This window comes from Actinophytocola gossypii (assembly GCF_025165815.1).
GTDB lineage: Bacteria > Actinomycetota > Actinomycetes > Mycobacteriales > Pseudonocardiaceae > Actinophytocola > Actinophytocola gossypii.
In genome coordinates, this window is record NZ_JAFFZE010000004.1 from 452,384 (window position 1) to 472,390 (window position 20,007).

Annotated in this window: 10 protein-coding genes; 2 read left to right on the top strand and 8 right to left on the bottom strand. The window is 72.5% G+C overall.

Annotation, left to right across the window (positions count from 1 at the left end; genetic code table 11):
- Positions 1-17 precede the first annotated feature (17 nt).
- The 8 genes from JT362_RS03440 to JT362_RS03475 all read right to left on the bottom strand — a co-directional run bounded on the left by JT362_RS03440 (position 18) and on the right by JT362_RS03475 (position 18,126).
- Entirely contained in the window at positions 18-10,412 is a 10,395-nt protein-coding gene (locus JT362_RS03440; RefSeq protein WP_260189520.1) for a non-ribosomal peptide synthetase/type I polyketide synthase, read from the bottom strand.
- Positions 10,413-10,416: 4 nt separating this feature from the next.
- Positions 10,417-11,643, bottom strand: coding sequence for an MFS transporter (locus tag JT362_RS03445; RefSeq protein ID WP_260189521.1), 1,227 nt, complete (start codon positions 11,641-11,643; stop codon positions 10,417-10,419).
- Positions 11,644-11,818: 175 nt separating this feature from the next.
- On the bottom strand, positions 11,819-12,529 hold the full coding sequence (locus tag JT362_RS03450) for a sulfotransferase family protein (RefSeq protein WP_260189522.1): 711 nt from the start codon (positions 12,527-12,529) through the stop codon (positions 11,819-11,821).
- Between the two features lie 128 nt (positions 12,530-12,657).
- Positions 12,658-14,127 carry a helix-turn-helix domain-containing protein gene (locus JT362_RS03455; protein ID WP_260189523.1) on the bottom strand — a complete coding sequence of 490 codons (1,470 nt, stop codon included), beginning with the start codon at positions 14,125-14,127 and terminating at the stop codon, positions 12,658-12,660.
- 599 nt (positions 14,128-14,726) lie between these two features.
- A complete protein-coding gene (locus JT362_RS03460; protein WP_260189524.1) occupies positions 14,727-15,689 on the bottom strand; it encodes a glycine betaine ABC transporter substrate-binding protein in 963 nt (320 codons plus the stop codon).
- Positions 15,690-15,714: 25 nt separating this feature from the next.
- The gene (locus tag JT362_RS03465) at positions 15,715-16,491 is read right to left on the bottom strand and encodes an ABC transporter permease (RefSeq protein WP_260189525.1); all 777 of its coding nucleotides are present in this window, start codon (positions 16,489-16,491) and stop codon (positions 15,715-15,717) included.
- Complete coding sequence (locus JT362_RS03470) at positions 16,488-17,486, bottom strand: ABC transporter ATP-binding protein (protein WP_260189526.1); 999 nt, start codon at positions 17,484-17,486, stop codon at positions 16,488-16,490. The genes JT362_RS03465 and JT362_RS03470 overlap by 4 nt, the downstream gene beginning before the upstream one ends.
- Positions 17,479-18,126 (bottom strand): ABC transporter permease, encoded by a 648-nt coding sequence (locus JT362_RS03475; RefSeq protein WP_260189527.1) that lies wholly within the window; start codon positions 18,124-18,126, stop codon positions 17,479-17,481. Before JT362_RS03475 ends, JT362_RS03470 begins: the two co-directional genes overlap by 8 nt.
- Positions 18,127-18,240: 114 nt before the next feature.
- Between JT362_RS03475 and JT362_RS03480 the strand changes: the two genes are divergently transcribed.
- Positions 18,241-18,456: a hypothetical protein gene (locus tag JT362_RS03480; RefSeq protein ID WP_260189528.1), complete on the top strand. Its 216-nt coding sequence runs from the start codon at positions 18,241-18,243 to the stop codon at positions 18,454-18,456.
- A 101-nt stretch (positions 18,457-18,557) separates the two neighbouring features.
- Positions 18,558-20,000: an Nramp family divalent metal transporter gene (locus JT362_RS03485; protein ID WP_260189529.1), complete on the top strand. Its 1,443-nt coding sequence runs from the start codon at positions 18,558-18,560 to the stop codon at positions 19,998-20,000.
- Positions 20,001-20,007 lie beyond the last annotated feature (7 nt).

The following is a 20,007-nucleotide window of genomic DNA, read 5'->3' on the forward strand; positions in this document are numbered from 1 at the left end:
TCCGCAGCATCGCACGCTCACGGGCGGGAGAGCCGGTCGGCCAGCACGGCGCGGAAGTCGGCGTCCCAGGCCGCGACGGTCGCCTCGGTAAAGAGGTCCGTTGAGTACTCCCAGTGGATCCGGTCTCCCTCGATCCGCACGTACAGCTCGGCGCGGGCCCCGCCGGGCACCGCCAGCCCGTGGATCTCGGACTCCACACCGGGAAGTGCCAGCCGGGGCGGTGGCGTGGTGACCACGGTCAACCGCACCGTCGGGAAGTGGCCGTCGGCGTGTTCGGGTGCCACCTCGGCGACCACGTCGTCGAGCGGCAGGTCCTGGTGATCCAGCCCGCCGAAGAGGCCGGCCGAGAACTCCCGCACCGGCTCCTCGGCACCCGGCCGGACCCGGACGAGCACGGCGTCCCCGACGATCCCCACCACCCGCTCGTGCTCGGGCCGGCTCCGGTTCGCGCTGGACACCGCCAGCACCACCGCGTCGGTGCCGCACGCACGGGCGAGCCAGGTCGCGAACGCCGTGGCGAGCACCGCGTACGGGGTGCCACCCAGCTCGGCGGCCGCCGCCTCGATGCCGTCGACGATCTCGCGGGGCAGAACCGAGTCGTACGACGAGCCTCGCCCGGAGAGCGCCGCCGGCCGGGGCCGGTCCGCCGGCAACGCCGGCATGACGTCGACACCGGACAGCGCGCCGCGCCAGTACCGCACCAGTTCCGCCCGGCGGGACGGCGACGGGCCGGTGTGCTCCCACCGCGCGTAGTCGGTGTGCGGCACGGCGGGCGTCAGGTCGGCGTCCCGGTTCTCCCTGGCCGCCGCGTACAACTCGGCCAGCTCCTGCCACAGGATCGCCAGCGACGCACCGTCGCACACCATGTGGTGCAGCACCACGGCCAGCACCCACCGACGGTGGCCCAGCCGGCCGAGCCGGAACCGGCGCGGTGGCGGGCCGTCCAGCACGAACGGCGCTCCGGCCAGGTCCGCGCACCACCGGGTGACGGCCGCGTCGTCCAGGTCGCCGAGGTCGTCGACCGGAAGCGGTACCGGCTCCGGCGCGAGCACCTCCTGCACCAGCACGCCGTCCCGCTCGGCGACCCGCGTCCGCAGCGCGGCGTGCCGGTGCACCAGCCCCTCGACCGCGCGGCGCAACGCGTCCTCGTCGAGGTCGCCGGCGAGGTCGACCCGGTGCGCCACGTTGTACACGGCCGGCCGCGAGGTCGCGTGGTGCCGCCGCCACAGCCTGCGCTGCAGCGTGGTGAGCGGCGCGGTATCGACGACGTCACCGGTGAGGAGCCGGGCGAGTGCGCGGATCGTGGGTGCGCGGAAGAACTCCGTCATCGACGGGGTCCGGCCGAAGGCCTCGCCGACGCGGTTGAGCAGGCGCACCGCGGACAGCGAGTGCCCGCCGAGCGCGAAGAACGACCGGTCCACCGGCGCCGAGGTGCGGCCGGTCTCGGCGCACCACAGCTCGTGCAGGGTCACCTCGGCCGGGGTTTCCGGCGCGGCGTCCGCCGTACCGGGTTCGAGCGGGTCCGGCAGCCGCTCGCGGTCGAGCTTTCCGTTGGGGTTGACGGGAAGCCGCTCCATGGCGACCCAGTGGTGCGGCACCAGGTAGTGCGGCAGCAGCGTGCCGAGCCGGTCCGCGAGCGAGTCCGGCTGGACACCGTCGTCGAGCACGACGTGGGCGACCAGCTCCTGCTCGCCGCCGGACGTCCTCCGTGCCACGACCGCCGCGTCCCGCACACCGGGCAGGTCGGCGAGCACCCGCTGGGTCTCCCCCGGCTCCGCCCGGAAGCCGCGGATCTTGACCTGGTCGTCACGCCGGCCGAGGAACTCGATCGTGCCGTCCGCGCGCCACCGGCCGAGGTCGCCGGTGCGGTACCGCCTGCCGTCCGGGCCCTCGACGAACACCGCCGCGGTCTCGTCGTCGCGGCCGAGGTACCCGTCGGCGACGGCGAGCCCGCCGATGACGATCTCGCCGACGGCGCCGAGCGGTGCCGGCTCGCCGTGCGGGTCGAGCACGTCGACGGTGACGCCGTCGATCGGCGCGCCGATCGACGGCGTGGTGTCCCGTACCGGGTCCACCTCGGTGGACGTGACGATGATCGAGCCCTCGGTCGGGCCGTACTGGTTGTACAGCAGGCAGTCCGGGTGCTCGGCGAAGAACCGGCGCACCGCGTCCGTCAGCACCAGCGGCTCACCCGCGGAGACCACCGCGCGCAGGTCCGGCAGGTTCGGCCGGCTCTCCAGCAGGTACCTCAGCGGCGTGTACGGCATGTGGATCCGCTCGACCCGGTCGGCGCGGGCGATGGCGGCCACGGCGGCCGGGTCGTGGCGCACGTCGTCGCCGACGAGCACGAGGCAGGCGCCCGCGGCGAGGGTGCCGAAGATCTCCTGCACACTCACGTCGAACGTGGGTGAGGTCCACTGCAGCGTCCGCAGCGCCGGGTGGTGCGCCAGTTGCCAGCGGACGACGTTGGCCGGACCGCGGTGTGGCACGAGCACGCCCTTGGGCCGGCCCGACGAGCCGGACGTGTAGAGGCAGTAGGCGAGGTCGGCCGGGTCGACGTGGTTCGACGGCCGGGACGCCGAGCCGAGGTCGGCGGCCGGGGGCAGGGTCCGCGCGGTCAGCGACAACGCGGCGCCGCTGTCGGCCAGGACGAGGTCGACGCGTGCCCGGGGCAGCTGGGGGTCGAGCGGGAGGTAGGCCGCCCCGGACTTCAGCACGGCGAGCAGGGCGACGACGAGGTCGGCTCCCCGGTCGAGCCGCACGGCGACGAGGTCGCCGCGGCCGATGCCCCGCGCGCCGAGCCAGTTCGCGAGCTGGTTGGCGCGCTCGTCCAGCTCGCGGAAGGTCAGCTCGGTCTCCCCGTCGATCACGGCGGTGCCGTCGGGGGTCCGGTCGACCTGCCGCTCGACGAGGTGGTGCAGGCACGGCGGCGCGGGCAGGGTCTCGCCCTGCCGGGCCGCCCGGCGGGTGCGTTCCTCGTCGGTGGCCGAGGTGAGCGCCGACAGCGGCGCGGACGGGTCGGCGACCGCTCGCCGCAGGGTGGTCTCGAAGTGGGTGAGCAGCCCGCGCACGGTGCCCTCGGTGAACAGGTCGGTGTCGTACTCGACGGAGATCCGCAGCCCGTGCGCGTGCCGCGTGAGGTAGAGCGAGAGGTCGAAGGGCGCCCGGTCGGCCGGCACGTCGAGGATCCTGGCGGCGATCTCTGGCGTGAACCCCACCGCCGACTCGTGCTCGAACTCGACCATCACGGTGAACAGCGGGTTGCGGCCGGCGTCGCGGACCGGGTTGAGCGCACCGACGAGCTCGTCGAACGGCACGCGGTGGTCGTAGGCGTCGACGGTGGTCTCGCGGACGCGGGCGATGAGCTCGGTGAAGGTGGGGTCGCCGGACAGGTCGACGCGCAGCGGGACGGTGTCGAGGAACAGGCCGATGTGATCGGCGGCGTCGCGTGGCCGGTTGTCGACGGCGGTGCCGAGCACCACGTCGTCCTGGCCGGCGAACCGGCCGAGCACGGCGGCGACGGTGCCGAGCGCGGCCATGAAGAGCGTGGCCCCACCCGCCTGGGTGATCGTGGTGAGCCGGTCGAGGAGGGCGCCGTCGAGCTCGTGGTTGAGCGCGGCGCCGTCGCCGGAGCGGGTCGACCGGCGTGGGTGGTCGGTGGGCAGGAGGAGCTCCGGCGCGCCGGCGAGCCGGGCACGCCAGAACTCGACGTCCGCCGCGGCGGCGTGGTCGTCCGCGCCGGCTTCGAGCGGGGGCAGCGCCGGAAGACCGGCCCGGGTTCGGTAGCACTCGGCGAGGTCGCGGACGAGCACGGCGGTCGAGGCGGAGTCGAACACGATGTGGTGCGCGGACAGGAACAGCAGGTGGTGCCGGTCGGACAGCCGCACGAGCCGGGCGGTGACCAGGGGGCCGTCCGCGAGGTCGAACACGGTTCGCCCGGAGGTGTGCAGGGCGTCGTGCAGTGCCTCGTCCTCGGTGGCGCCGGGCAGGTCGACGAGCGGGCAGTCGACCGTGGCGTCCGGGAGCACGAGGCGGTACGGCTCCCCGTCGCCGTCCCTGTCGCCGTCGCGGAAGACCGTGCGCAGTGCTGGCTGACGTTCCACCACGTGCCGCAGTGCCCGTTGGAGCGCGGCCGCGTCGAGCGGTCCGGTGAGGCGGATCGCCTTCGGCTCGTGGTAGATGCGCTGGTCGGGGTAGAGCCGGTCGAGGAACCAGATGCGCCGCTCGGCGTCGGTCAGTGGCCGCCGTCCCGGCGCGAACGCCGCGCGCAGAGTGTCCAATGTGGGCAGTGCGGCGAGCACGCTGTCCTTCTGGACGCCGAAGTCGACGAAGCACGCGATCTCGTCAGCTCCCGCGTCGAGCAGTTGGCGGACGACCGCCGAGGAGCTGTCGACCGTGCCGATGAGCGCGCGGGACTCGCAGTACCGCCGGTAGGCCTGGCCGAGAAGGAACTCGACGTCGTCCTCCGGGGTGGTGGCGAGGTCGATGTCGACGCCGAGGCTGGTGGTGACCTGGTCGAAGAGGGACAGGGAGGAGCGCAGGTAGGCGCAGAAGGGTTCGAAGGCCTCCTGGCGCACGCGGTCCAGGTCGTCGCCGAGGTAGGTGTGCACGAGGACGACGACGCGGCCCGCGTCGGGGTCGAGCCCGTGCTCGGCGCGGGTGCGGCGGTAGAGCGCCACGTTGGCGGCGAGGGCGTCGACGGTCTGGGCCATCAGGTTGGTGACCACGCCGAGGTCCTCGGCGGCGGCCCGCCGGTAGCTGTCCGGGTTCCCGACGACCGCGACGTACATGGGCGGCATGTCCTGGACCGGGCGTGGGTGGCTGCGGACCCGGACGACGTCGCCGGAGCCGGAGGTGGCCTCGACGTCCTCGCCGGCCCACAGCCGCCGGACGGTGTCGAGGTGGGTGTACATCAGTTCGCGGTGCTCGCCGAAGTTGTCGGGCGCGAGCACGAAGTCGGTGGCGTGCCAGCCGCTGGCCGCACAGATCCCCACCCGTCCGCCGGAGAGGTTGTCCACGACGGACCACTCCTCCGCGACCCGGACCGGGTGGTGCAGCGGTAGGACGACCGATCCGGCGTGCAACCGGACGCGCTCGGTCTGGGCGGCGAGTGCCGCGGCGAGCACGGACGGGTTGGGGAACAAGGCGCCGAAGGAGTGGAAGTGCCGCTCGGGCAGCCACAACGCGTGGAAGCCGTGCTCGTCGGCGAACCGGGCGGCGGAGGTGATGAGGGCGTACTTGTCGGTCTGCTGCTCGTCCGGGTAGTCCCCGAAGAAGTAGAGACTGAAGTCGGCGCTGCTCCGCCGCTCACCCGGCGCCGAGGGCGGCGGAGCGGGTAAGGGCGGCTTGGATAACGGCGGCTTGGATAAGGGCGGGGTCGATAAGGGCGGGGTCGATAAGGGCGGCGTGCCGCTCGGTGCCGTCATGCTGGCCCGCAGGGCGGTCAGCTGCTCGGACATCAGGTCGGTGACACGCTCGATCATCCGTTCGGTGACGGCCAGCTGCCGCTCCACGAGCGCCGACAGGTCCCCGCCGTCGGCGCCGTCGACACCGCGCTCGACGTCGCCGCCACCAACGCCGTCACCAACGCCGTCACTCTCCGGTTCCGACCGTGCGGGTGGCGGCTCGCTCGCCTCGGGTGCGCCGGGCGAGGTGGTCGTCTCGGGCGTCGCGGCCGGGGGTCGCGGTCCGATCAGCTCGGCCAGCTTCCTCGGCGTGTCCGCGTCGCCGAACAATGCTCTGATCGGCACCCGTACGCCGAACCGCTCCTCGAGGTCCCGGGTCAGGTTCATCAGCGACAGCGAGTCGCCGCCGAGGTGCACGAACGTGTCGTCCGGATCGACCTGCCGCTCGGTCGTGCCGAGCAGCCGCGCGGTCAGCTCCCGCACCTCGCGCAACGGACCCGCCTGGCTCGGACCGTTCGATCCGAACGGGTGGCCGGGCAACGGGATCCGTCGGCCCGGCGTGGTCGACCCGGTCATCGCACTCCATTCGATCCGCCTGCCTCGCCGGTACAGCTCGCCGACGGCGCGCAGCAGCGCCACCGGCACGTCCCCGGTTCCCGCGAGCGTGGGCCGCCACCGCGCACCAGCGCGCCTCGCCAGCCTGGTCAGTGCCTCGCCCGGGCCCACCTCGAGCACGTCCTCGCCGGCCACCGCGGCGAGCACCTGGTCGAACCGGACGGTGCCGCGGGCGTGCCGGCGCACGTAGTCACCGTCCGGCACGTGTCCGGCCGGCAGCACCCGCCCGTCCAGGCCGCTCACCATCGGCACCCGCAGCGGTCGCCAGCCGACGCGGGCGGCGTGCCGCGCCAGCTCGTCCAGCACGGGCTCCACCAGGCTCGTGTGGAACGCCCGGTCGGTGCCCAACCGCACGCACGCGATCCGCCGCCGCTCCGCCAGATCGGCCGCCCTCGCCACCGAGTCCACCGAGCCGCTCAGCACGTGCGTTGTCGCGCCGTTCACCGCGGCCAGCTCGGTGCCGCTGGCCGCCGCCAGCTCCGCCGTGACCGTCGCGTCCGCGTTCACCACCAGCATCCCGCCAGGTGCGGTCGCGCCCAGCAGCTCACCGCGCGCCGTCGTCAACACCAGTCCGTCCTCGATGGACAGCGCGCCCGCCGCGTACATCGCCGCGTACTCGCCGTGGCTGTGGCCCGCCACCAGGTCCGGCCCCACCCCCACCGACCGCCAGAACGCCACCAGCGCCACCTGGAACGCGAACAGCACCGACTGCGGCTCGCGCACCGCGGCGCCGCGCAGCTGAGCCAGCAGCCCCGGCCGCACGCGCTCACACTCGTCCAGCACCGCGCGCACCGCCGGGAACGCGTCGTACAGTTCGGTCGCCATGCCGGGGCGAACACCGTCCTGGCCGGAGAACGCGAACACGAGCCGGCCGATGGGGGCCGGCTCGTGCTCCAGGGCGTGCTCCAGGGCGTTGTCCAGGGCGCCGGCGAGTTCGGCGACCGTGCGACCGGCGACCGCGAGCCGGCACCGGAGATGCTCGCGCCCCAGGGCCAACGTCGTCGCGACGTCCGCTGCGGACAGGTCCGGGTGAGACCGCAGGTGGTCCACCAGCCTGCCCGCGAGTACGGTCAGCGACTCGTCGTCCTTGGCCGACACCGGCACCAGGACGGCCTCCCGGGACGGTCCGCGCTCCGGCCGCGCGGGCGGCTCCTCCAGCACCACGTGCGCGTTCGTGCCGCCCACGCCCAACGCGGTCACCCCGGCCCGGAGCGGCCGTCCCCCGGCCGTCCACGGGCGACGTTCGGTCGCGAGCGTGAACGGGCTGCCCGCCAGCGGCAGCGCGGGGTTCGGCGTGCGCAGGTGCACGGTCGGGACCAGCTCCCGGTGCCGCAGCATCAGCACCACCTTCAGCAGTCCCGCCATGCCCGCGCAGCTGTCCAGGTGCCCCACGTTCGGTTTGACCGAACCCACCGCGCACGAACCGGCTGGCACGCCGTCGAACGCCTCGCACAGCGCGTCGAACTCCACCGGGTCGCCCAGCTCGGTGCCGGTGCCGTGTGCCTCCACATAGGACACCGTCCCGGCGTCGGCCCCGGCGCGTCGCAACGCCTCGCGGATCACGCCGACCTGGCCGGTCACGCTCGGCGCGCTGAACCCGACCTTGTCCGTCCCGTCGTTGTTGATCGCCGAACCGAGGATCACCGCGTGCACGGTGTCGCCGTCCGCGAGGGCCGCCTCCAGCGGTTTCAGCAGTACGGCCGCCACGCCGTTCCCGCCGACCGTGCCGTCGGCGTCCGCGTCGAAGGCACGACACCGACCGGTCGGCGACAGGATCGACCCGGGATGGTGGCGGTAGCCCGCCTCCTGCGGCAGCCGCACCGCGGCCGCGCCCGCGAGGGCCAGGTCGGCCTCCCCGGACAGCACCGCCCGCGCCGCCAGGTGCACCGCCACCAGCGACGTCGAGCACGCCGTCCTGACCCCGACGGCCGGCCCGGTCAGCCCGAGCCGGTACGCGACTCTCGACGCGAGGAAGTCCGGCTCGGCGCCGATGGTCGTCCGCATCGCGGTGGCGCCGTCCTCGTCGCCTTCCTCGTCGCCGTTCGGCCGCGGGTCCTGGTGCCCGTACAGGTTCATGCCGTCGCCGGCGAACACCGCGACCCGCTGGCCGCGGACCGCGTACCCGGCGTGCTCCATGGCCTGGTGGCAGCACTCGAGGAACAGGCGGTGCGCCGGCGCGGTCAGCTCGGCCTCCCGGGGGCTGATGCCGAAGAAGCCGTGGTCGAACTCCGACACGTCGTCGAGCGCCCCGGCGACCGGTTGGAACGCGGGGTCGGCCGCGACCCGCGCGGGCACCCCGGCGGCCGCGACCTCCTCGGCCGAGAAGCGCCGCACGCTGTCGACGCCGTCCCGGAGGTTCGCCCAGAACTCGTCGGGGGTCCGCGCGCCGGGGAACCGCAGGGCCATCCCGACGATCGCGACCTTGCCGCTGGTGGACGCGGCGCCGCTGGTGTCCCGGCTCGTGGCCAGTCCGCCCGCCAGGTGAGCGGCGAGCGCGGCCGCCGTCGGGTACCGGTACATCGCGGTCCGGGCGATCTCCCGGTCGAGCTCGCGGGACAGCGCGGTCCGGGCCCGGATCAGGTCCACGGAGGTCAGACCGAGGTCGTGGAACGGAGTGTCGGCGTCCACGTCCCGGCCGAGGACGGACGCGAGCACCGCGCGCACCCGGTCGGCGACCTCGACGTCCGGCCGTGCCGCTCCGGCCCGAACCAGGTCGGGCAACGCGTTCCGGCGTACCTTGCCGCTCGGTGTCCTGGGGAAGTCCCGCCTCGGCACGGCGACGACCTCGCCGGTGAGGCCCAACCGCTCGAACAGCGCCGCGCGGACCTCGGCGACGAGCCGATCCGTGCCGGTCTCGTCGGTGCCGACGACGACGTGCAGTCGCTCGGTGCCGGACCGCTCGTCCGGGATGCCGCACGCGCCGACCCAGCCGCTCACCACACCGGCCACGCCACCGGCGACGTCCTCGATCTCGTGGCAGAAGTGGTTGTGCCCGTTGAGGATGATGACGTCCTTGACGCGCCCGGTGATCACCACCTCACCGCCGGCGACGAACGCGAGGTCACCCGAGTCCAGCCACGTGCGGCCGGTGCGCTCGTGGTCGGGGAACAGCGCGCGCGTGCCGTCCTCGTCGCCGAGGTAGCCGGGCGTGACCCGCGGCGACCGCACCTGCAGCCTGCCGACCCGCCCTTCCGGCACCACGTCGTCGTGCTCGTCCACGACGCGCAGCGCCGCACCGGGGGCGGGCGGGCCGACGGAGACCAGGGTGACCAGGTCACGGTCCGGGACCGAGTCGTCCGCCCGCACGAGGTCACCGCTCATGCTCGACTTCAGCAGCCGGTGCACGGCGGCCGGGGTGTACCGGCCGAGGGTGATCGCCGTGGTGGTCTCCGCCATCCCCCACACGGGCCGCACACAGTCGCCGGGGAGGCCGAACGCCCGGGTGGCGTCGAGAAAACGGGACACGACCGCAACGGTGACCTGCTCGCCGCCGGTGACCATGGTCCGGATCCCGGACAGGTCCCAGCAGCGGTCACAGTCGGGGTCGCTGCCGGCGAGCGCGTCGGCGACCAGCTGGTAGGCGAAGTTGGGTGCCCAGCCGTGCTGCGCGCGGTGCTCGACGAGCAGGTCGAGCCACAGCAGCGGGTCGCCGAGGACGAGGTCGGTCGGGGCGTGCACGTTCGTGGCGCCGACGAACACCTCCAGCACGTGGTACAGGAGCAGGGCTCCGCTGTGGTCGAGCGGCATCCAGTTGACGCTGGTGTGTTCCGGCCGCAGGTCGAGCCCGCGGCGGGAACTCGCGGCGAACTCGGCGAGCGCGTGGTGGGTCAGCCGCACCGCCTTCGGCGGGCCGGTGCTGCCGGAGGAGAGCATGAGCAGCGAGGTGTCGTCCCCCTGCGGCCGGTGCGGGTCGGCGGGTTCGGCCGCCGCGCACTCGTCGACACCGGTCACGGAGCCGCACTCGCCGGTAGCGCGGAGCCGGTCCACGGCTTCCGCGCCGGTCAGCACGAGTGGGCGGCGGAGTAATCGACAGACGTGCGCGAACCGTTCGGCCGCCGCCGGTGACGGGTCGTCGGACATCGGCTCGGCGATCACGGCCGGGGTGATGCCGCCGAGCAGGCACGCCCACAGCGCGGGGAAGAAGTCCGGCAGCGGCAGCCCGTGCAGCACCACCGCGTCGCCGGGACGGCGGCCGCGGGTGCGCAGCCCGGCGAGCAGGTGCCGTGCCCGCCGGAGCAGCTCCGGGTAGGTGAGCCGGACGGCCCGACCGGGCGAGGTCACCGCGACGACGGCGCTGTCCGGGTGGTGTTCCGCCGCACGCAGCAGAGCGGCGCGGGCGTCAGGTGGGTCGTCCTCGTCGTGGACGAGCGGCGCGCCCACGGTCATGGCCATCGGTCTAGTCGACATCCTTTTCCACACTCCCAGCGGGTGCCGTGGCGCGGCGGAGGGCGAACGCGACGGCGAGCAGAGCGGTAGCGGCGAGGAAAGCGACACCGTGGAAGATCGCGACGACGGTCACCTCCGGGGCGGCCTCCAGCACCGCGGAGCTGCTCAACATCCCGACCGCGAACCCCGCGGTCTCGGCGGTCGCGGACATGCCGAAGAGGCGGCCGCGTTGCTTGTCGGGGGCGGCCTGCAACCGCGAGGTGTAGACGATCTCGGTCCAGCCGTCGGCGAGCCCGGCCAGCAGCGCCACCGCGATCAGGGCCGGCCCGGCCGGGACGGCGAAGGCGAGCACGAAGCCCACCGACATCAGGCAGGTGCCGAGCCCGAACGCCCGCTCCCCCAACGCTTCCCCGTGTCGCCACCGGCGGAGGACCTGGTGCGCGAGGAGCGTCCCGACCGCCCAGGACGCCCAGAACTGGCTCATCACGACAGCGGGCTCGGCGCCGTCGAGCCGGCTCGCGTAGAGCGGGAGGGCCATGTTGTGCGACGCGGACCCGAAAGCGTCCGCGCCGCGTACCGCGATCATGAGGACGACGACGGGACCGGCGAGCGCGAGCAGCGTCCGTTCCGGCCGTCCCGGCGCGGTGCCGGTCGCGGTGCCGGTCGAGTCGTCGTCCGCGCGGGTGGGGAGCCGAAGGACGACCAGCGCCATGGCGGATACGACGAACGAGGCGGCGTTGAGGTAGAACGCGGCCGCGAACCCGCCCGACGCCACGATGACGCCCGCGGAGGCGAAACCCAGCACGGTGCCGATCGACCGCCCGGTGACGAGCTGGCCGTTGGCCCCGACCCGTTGGTCCTGTCCGACCATCGCGGGCACACTGCTGCGCAGCGCGACGTTGAACAGGGCGTTGCCGGCCCCGAGCACGACGGCGGCGGCCACCAGGAGCCCGACGTTCGCCGGCCCGGCCGCGAGCGCGACCATGGCGGTCGCCTGAGCGAGGTCCGTGCCGATCATGAGGCGCCGCCGGTCGAACCGGTTCACCAGCCACCCGGCGACGAGCCCCGTGCCGAACCCGGCCCCGAGCCGCAGCGCCATCACGATGCCGACACCGAGCGGACCACCGGTGACCGCGAGCGTGAACAGGCTCAACGCGACCAGGTTGAGGTAGTTGCCGTACGCGGAACACGAGTACCCGACCACCAGCACCCGGAAGTTACGCGGCGGGCCAGCCAACAACGCTCCCGTTCTCCGACGGCCAGGTGGACGGCGCCCAAGGTGGCACAGGTCGATGGCCAACGGGGCCACTGAGGCGAAGATCACGTAGGTGCCGCGTCAGTGGCCACAAAGGACGGTCCCGGTACGGGTGTGACGACGAGCCGGCGCCGGTCCCCGTCCCGGACCGCTCAGGTCATCCGTCGGACGAGCCGGCGAAGTTGATCTCACCGAACGGAGTGCTGGCGATGCCGCCCTCGCGCATCTTCGCGGAGAATTCCTGGAGGGCCTTGGTGTCGTTCAGGTGCGGATACGGCGTGTCCGGCACGTCGACGCCGAGGAACGCGCACAGCGGCTCCCAACCGTCGCTGGCCTCGTGCACCAACAGCCGACCGGCCGGTGCCGTGGCGCGAACGTGATCGACGTGGCGCTGGTAGACCTCGACGGCGTCGTCCTCGCTCGGCGCCCGGTCGGCGTGCCCGAACGTCGCGCCGAACACCAGATCCAGCATGGCGCCCGTCGCACCGAGACGGTCGCTGGGGCGGCCGTCGGCGTCGATGCCGGCGAAGATGGTCTCCCGCATGCTGCGGTACCACCGGTGCGGGTCCCGGGTCGTCAGGATGATCTTCGCCTCGGGGTAGGCCGCCGCGATCTCCTGCCAGAAGTGGCCGGACGGCCAGTCGACGGCCGACCGGTACCCCTCGAGCACCCAGTCCCAGTCCACGGTCCGGCGCTGGTCCGACGTGTCGTGCTTGGCCAGCGCCGCCGCGTGCCAGCGTTCGCCCTGCTCGGGGTTCGCGAACACCTCGAACATGTGGTGGCACGGGCCGAAACCCAGTTGGTCCAGCGCCGCCTTCATCGACGACGTCCCGGTCCGCGGGAACCCCGCGCCGATCACCTTCACCATGTGGTCGCCCTCCTACTCCACGTTACCGACAACCACATTGCCACGGCTTCCCGAATCAGGCACGGTCCGAGCCCGACAAGCGTCGGTGACGCTGCGGACAGGTCGTCAGATTGCCCAGGCCACGGCGGCTACGCCTGGGTCGGCGCCGAGTCGGTGTGTACGCGGAGCGCGTGGTACAGGTCGTACCGGGCCGACGGGCCGACCAGCAGGGCCCGACCGAGGAGTTCTTCGACCCGGGCGAGGCGTTTGCGCAGGCCGTGTGCGGAGATCCCCAGCGCGGCGGCGACGGGGGCCGTCCGCAGGTCGTGTTGGAACCAGGCTCGCACGGTGGTCAGCAGCGTCCGCCGGTTGGCGGGCAGCAGCGGGGACAACTGGAGGGCGGCCCAACGCCGGATCTCCGGGCGATCGAACAGCGTGGTGAACTCGACCGCCTCGGCCGGCGCGCCGGGGTGCGGCCGTTCGTCGATCAGCTGCAGCGCCAGGTAGAGCTCGGCCTGGGTCGCGACCCGGGTGAGATCGCGGTCCAGCTCGGCGCCGATGTGCTGCAGACGTGCGGACAGCGTGTTGCGGTGGATCTTCAGCTGCGACGCCGCCCGGGAACCGAATTCGAGCCACGACAGCAGCGTGGCCAGCAGCTCGAAGGCGTCGGGGTCCTGGGGACGAGCGGGCCGGTAGGCCAGCAGCGGTGCGAGCGTGCTCGCGGCCCACGCCCGCCCGGCGTGCCCCAGCAGCTCACCGAGCTCACCGCGGGGCGAGAACCCGGCGTACCGCTCGGGCCGGTGGCGGGCCACCGACAGCGCGTGGAACGCCTGCTTGTACCCGACCACGATGTCCCGCAGCGCCACTCGCGTCCCGACGCCCATGCGGGCCTCCGGGACCCGCTCGGTCAGTTCCCGGATCAGGTGGGCCGGCGGCGGCACGGCGTCGGCCTCGGCCGGGGCGATCACGATGACGTGCCTGCTGTGGACCGGGCACGGCACCACCCAGGCGGCCGTGCCGAACACCTCCCGGCACCGCGGGGTGAGCAGCCCTCGGGAGTCCGGCCCGCCCTCGACGATGTGCACCCGGGCCAGGTCGGGCAGTGCCGGGCGGAGGGCTTCCGCGGTCCGGCGGGCACCGGACAGCTGCCCCACCATGAGCAGGTGCAACACCGATTCGCGCACCGCCGCGTCGGCGGCGTCGAGGCGCTCGGCCCGCTGCTCGGCGATCATCGTGCGCCAGCTCAGCCAGAGCGGGTTCGCCGCGTCGGCGAGGAGGCTCCGCTGCTCCGCGGTCAGCGGCCCCCGGCGCGCGACGACGAGCACCGGCCGCGCCGGCGGTGGCCCCACCGGCAGTACCGCGACGTCGTACCCGCTCGCGTGTACCGCGGCGGCGTCGACGTGCCCGGCGCGCACCCGGGCGACGTCCTCGGCGAGTTCGCCGCCGAGCATGCGGACCAGCCGATCGGCGCCCGACGAGGTCACGACCGCCCGCTCCTCGGCGGGTCCCGCGAGCACGATCTCCCCGGCGAGTCGGCGGGCGAGCAGCTCCAGCACGCGCCGCACACCGTCCGGGCCGGTCGCCTCCTGACACACCCGTCGCAGTTGCTGGCTCGGCACTCCGGGCAGCTCCCTGTAGGTAGCGCTCTCCGCCCTGACCGAAGCGGCGCTGGCACAGCGGAGGGTGACTGGATGCCAGGGGCACTGTGCGCATCAACACTGGGGCGGCTCGTGCCAGCAGTCTAGCGTTCCTGGTGACCGTGGCCGGCCCGCCAAGGCCGGCCCGGCCCGCCCGGGACCGAGACGGGGAAGGATCGGTCCGTCATGGGCACGACAGGGGGAGCTCCGGGCGCCGGTGGGGAGTGCCCGGAGTCCTCTTACGACCGTCCGGTGACGTCCGACGAGGCCGAAGCCCTCTGGTCGGAGGTGCACGCCGCCGCCGACACGTACCGGCAGGCACGGTGGCGGTTTCTGCGGGACGTTCCCTTCGAGGAACGCATCCGCGTCCTGCACGAAGCGCTACGCGGACCGGCCGTACCCGTCCCCGGCGCTCGAGTTCCTCCTCGATCACCCCGATCATGTCCACGGGTTGCTCGTCCGCCGCGCGCTCGCCGGCCACGACGAGGACGTCCGGGAGATCGGCCAGGACATGGCCGACGAGTACGGGCCACTCGTCACCGACCCGCGATTCCCACGCCGTCGATGAGCAGCCGCCGGCCTCAGCCGATGAAGCCCTGTTTCCGCAGCCATTCGGCCGCGACCTTGGCCGGCGCGGCGCCCTCGACGCTCACCTGTTCGTTCAGCGCGAGCAGCGTCTCGTCGTCGAGTGCCTCGGCGATCGGGGTGAAGACGTCCTCGAGGCCGGGGTACTTCGTCGCGAGTTCGGCGCGGATCGTGATCGCCGGGTTGTAGACCGGGAAGAACGACCTGTCGTCCTCCAGCACGACCAGGTCCTGGGCGGGGATCCGGCCGTCGGTGGACGCCACCGAGCCGAAGTCGCAGGTCTTGCCCGAGCCGACCTCGGTGTAGACGACGGCGTCGTTGACCTCGTGCCGCTGCGCGTCCGGCAGCGTGAAGTCGTACATCGCGGCCAGGCCGGGAAGCCCGTCGTCCCGGCTGTTGAACTCCGGACCCATGCAGGTCGACGCCGCCGCCGGGTTGGTGTTCGCCAGCTCCGCGTAGTCCGAGATCGTCGTGATGCCGTGTTCCTCGGCGGCCTCGCGGTTGGCGGCGATGGCGTAGGTGTCGTTGCCCGGTGCGCGCGCCCACCAGGTGACGCCGTTCTCCGCGTCGAGCGTCCTGACCCGGTCGAACAGCTGCTCCGGGTCGGTCACCCGTTCGGTCTGCTTCAGGAAGGAGACCCAGGCGGTGCCGGTGTACTCCCAGTACAGGTCGATCTGGCCGGTGGTGAGCGACCGGCGGACCGCGTCCGTACCGGTGATGTTCGTCTCGTCGACCGGATCGGCGCCGGCGGCCTGCAGCGCGAGGATCGCGATCTGGCCGAGCACCAGCTGCTCGTCGAACTCCTTCGACCCGACGGTGATCGACACGCCGCTGAGCTCGTCGATCCGCTCGATGGAGCCGGATCCGGTCTCGGCCCGGGGGGACTCCTCCTCCAGCGTGCAGCCGGCGGCCAGCACCACGAGGCCGACGACGACGGCGACGACCGACAAGCCGCGCATGAGAGTTCCTCCTCGAATCGACGGGTCACATTCCCTTGGGGCGCAAGAACATCTCGGCCAGCAGGCCGAGCCAGTCGGCGAACAGGGCGAGGGCGGCCACCAGCACCCCGAAGGTGACGCTGATGACCGGCCGGTTCAGGGAGAGGCCGGTGAACAGCCCCTCCCCCAGCCCGCCGCCGTCGATCAGGGCGGCCAGGGGCGCACTGGCGACGGTCAGCACCAGCGCGGTGCGGACGCCGGCGAGGATGACCGGCACGGCGAGCGGCAGTTCCACCGTGAACAGCACCGCGAGCCGGGACAGCCCCATGCCGCGGGCGGCCTCGGTCAGCACCGGGTCGACGCCCTCGATGCCGACCATGGTGTTGCGCAGTACCGGCAGCACGGCGTAGGCGACCAGGGCGATCACCGCCGTGCCGACGCCGATGCTGATCACCAGGGCGAGCAGGACGATCAGGCCGACGGACGGGATGGCCTGGCCGAGGTTCCCCAGGCCGAGCACCACCACCCGCCCGACCCGGCTGCGCGACAGCGAGACGGCGACCCCGAGCGGAACCGCGATGGCGATCGTCAGCGCGGTGCAGATCAACGTCAACTCGACGTGCTCGAGCACCTGGGACCCGATCACCTCGCCGTTGACGTTGCGCGCCTCGATCGAGTCCAGGCGCTGTCCCCGCGTCCACAACCACAGCACCAGCAGGCCGGCCACGATCAACGCGGGCCGCACGAGCAGGCCCGCCCACCGCGGCCGTCCGGTTCCGCGTGCCGCCCTGGCCGGGCGGCGGGCTTGGATCGGTGCCGTCATGGGTTCCCGGCTTCGCCGGCGGCCGCGCCCATCACCATTCGCAGGTCCAGCGACCCGATCACGGTGGCGTCGTCGCCGAAGTCGTCGGTGACCAGCACCACGTCGCTGCCCTCGCCGAGCATCAGGTCGAGCGCGTCGCGCGCCGTCGCCTCGACCGCGATCCGCGGCAGTCCCTCGGCTCGCGGTGCCGGGGCCAGCTCGACGTCCCGCAGTCGCAGCAGGGCCAGCTTCTTCAGCTGTCCCCCGGCGCCGATGAAGCTGGCGACGTAGTCGTCGGCGGGGGCGGCCAGGATCGCCTCCGGGGTGTCGTACTGGGCGATCACCGACCTCGGCCGGAGCACGGCGATCCGGTCACCCATCTTGAGCGCCTCGTCGAAGTCGTGGGTGACGAACACGATGGTCTTGCGGACCTCCCGCTGGAGCCGCAGGAACTCGTTCTGCAGGTGGTCCCTGGTGATCGGGTCGGTCGCGCCGAACGGCTCGTCCATCAGCATCACCGACGGGTCGGCCGCGAGCGCCCTGGCGACCCCGACCCGCTGCTGCTGGCCGCCGGACAGCTCGCGGGGGTAGCGCCGGGCGTAGTCCGCCGGAAGGCCGACCAGTTCCAGCAGCTCGGCGACCCTGGCCCTGATCCGGGACCTGCTCCAGCCGAGGACCTTGGGCATCAACCCGATGTTGTCCTCGATCCGCTTGTGCGGGAACAGGCCGATCTGCTGGATGACGTAGCCGATGTCGCGCCGGTGCTGGTCGGGGTCGAGCGTGAGCACGTCGGTGCCGCCGATCGTGATGGTGCCCGAGGTCGGCTCGATCAGCCGGTTGATCATCTTCATCGTCGTGGTCTTGCCGCAGCCCGACGGTCCGACCAGGACGACGACCTCGCCGGCGGGAATGACCATCGACACCGCTTCGACGGCGGGCTCCGCCTGACCGGGGTAGCGCTTCGTGACGTCGGTGAGCTCGATGGTCTCCCCGGGGCGGCCGGTGGGTTCAGGCACGGATCCCCCGTGAGGTGGTGAGCCTGGCGACGCCGGCCAGCGCCAGGTCGAACAGGAGTGCGAGCAGGATGATGCCGAGGGTGCCGGTGAGTACCTGGTTGAGTGAGTTGGCGCCGCCGAACCGGCCGAGCCCGTCGAAGATCTGGTTGCCCAGGCCGGGCCCCTGTACCCAGGCGCCGATGGCCGCGATCCCGATGATGATCTGGGTGGAGACCCGGACCCCGGCGAAGATCACCGGCCAGGCCAGCGGGAGCCGAAGGTCCCAGAGCACCCTGGTCCGGCTCAGGCCCATGCCGCGGCCCGCCTCCACCACGGCCGGGTCCACCTCCTGCAGGCCGACGATCGTGTTCCGGGTGATCGGCAGCAACGCGTAGACGACCAGCGCCACGAGCACCGGCAGCACGCCGAGGCCGAACGGCGCGATGAGCACCCCGAGCAGCGCGACCGACGGGACGGTCAGGAACGCGCCGGTGGTCGTCGTGGCCAGCGCCGCGAGCGTCGAGTGCCGGTAGGTGAGCATCCCGAGCCCCACGCCGATGACCACCGCGATCGCGATCGCGCCCAGGGTCACGTCGAAGTGCAGGATGGTGTCGTTGACGATCGTGATCCAGTTCTCCCGCAGGTACTCCGCAAAGGTCACCACCGCCTCCTCACCGTCATCCGGGTGATCGAACCCTAGCAGCGAGCCGGGCCGACCGGGTCCGTCGCGAGGCCGCGCTGCCTGCGGCGACGTTCTTCAGCGCGGGGTGTCGTCGTGGTCGGCGTCCTGTTCGTCGCGGTCGGGCGGCCACCGGAAGGCGATGTCGTTGCGGGTGCCGTAGCTGGCGGTTCCGGTCCGGGTGACCCGGTCACCGAGGCGGCACAGGTCGTCGGCGCGGTACGTGTCGGGGTCGGGCTGGACGCGGTGGTCCGGGTGGGCGTCTCGGTCGCCTGGCAGGAGACGAGCACGAGCGTCGCATCCGTACCGTGACCGCGCGCGGACTATTGACACAGGAGTCACAGCGGCGACAGGCTGAACATGCCTGTGTGACGGTGCGAGACCTACCTCAATGGCGAGAGTGAGGCTGCCGCATGACAGAGGACGACGGACCGCAGCGCGTCAAGCAGTGGACCCTTCCCGACAAGTACCTTCCCTCGGTCCCGGTCCGCGATCTTCCGGAACCGTTGGGCCTGCGGAAGATCACCGGCGCGAGCGTGATCATCCTGGCGACCGCGATCGGCTCCGGGGAGACCGTCCTCTGGCCGTACATCACCTCGCAGGTCGGGTTCGTGTTCCTGTGGGCCGCGGTCGTCGGGTTCGGGATGCAGTTCTTCCTGAACATGGAGATCGAGCGCTACACGCTCGCCACCGGCGAATCGGCCATCACCGGGTTCGCGCGGCACTGGAAGCCGTGGTGGTGGCTGTTCATCATCTTCGCGCTGTTCCAGAACTTCTGGCCCGGCTGGGCGACCGGTGCCGCCACCACGCTCGGCTTCACGCTCGGGGCCGAGGACTTCCCGGTGGTTCCGGTGACGCTCGCCGCGCTGGTGGCCATCGGCATCACCCTCACCCTGTCGCCGGTGGTGTACCAGTACGTCGAGAAGATCCAGTTCGTCCTGGTCGCGCTGATCATGCTGTTCGTCGTGGTCGCGATCCCGGTCGGCACGACCGCGGACGCGTGGGGTGCGGTGTTCACCGAGGGCATCGGGGACATCGGCTTCCCCATCGGGGAGGCGAACCTGAGCATCGCGCTGCTGCTCGGCGCGCTGGCGTTCGCCGGCGCGGGCGGTGCCAACAACCTGGTGCAGAGCAACTACATCCGGGACAAGGGCCTCGGGATGGGCCAGCACATCCCGAAGATCGTCTCGCCGATCACCGGGCACGAGGAGGCCAAGCCGTCCCTGGGGTACACGTTCCCGCTGGACGAGGAGAACATGCGCCGGTGGCGTGGCTGGTGGAAGGTCGCGAACCGGGAGCAGTTCATCACGTTCTTCGTGATCGGTGTCGTGTCGCTGGTCGTGCTGTCGGTGCTCGCCTACTCGACGGTCGGCGTCGGGCGGGCCGACCAGGAGGACCTCGAGTTCCTCTTCCTCGAGGGCCAGATTCTGCAGGACTCCGTCGCACCGTGGTTCGGCACGGCGTTCTGGGCGGCCGCGACCCTCGCGCTGTTCTCCACCAACCTCGGCATCATCGACTACACCAGCAGGCTGATCGCGGACCAGCTCAAGATCCACGCGGCGAAGGACAGTTCGTTCTGGACCGAGAGCAAGATCTACGTCGGCGCCGTCTGGCTCATGATCGTGGTCGGCTCGATCATCCTGCTGTCCGGGGTGGACCAGCCGTTCGTGCTCGTGGTGATCTCGTCGTCGATCGCCGGCGTGCAGATGTTCATCTACTCCGGTCTGCTCATCATGCTGAACCGCAGGGCACTGCCGAGGCAACTACGGATCAGCGGTGTTCGCCTCGCGGTGATCGCGGCGGCGTTCCTGTTCTTCGGCTTCCTCTCGGTGATGCTCGTGATCGACAACTTCTGAGCGGGTT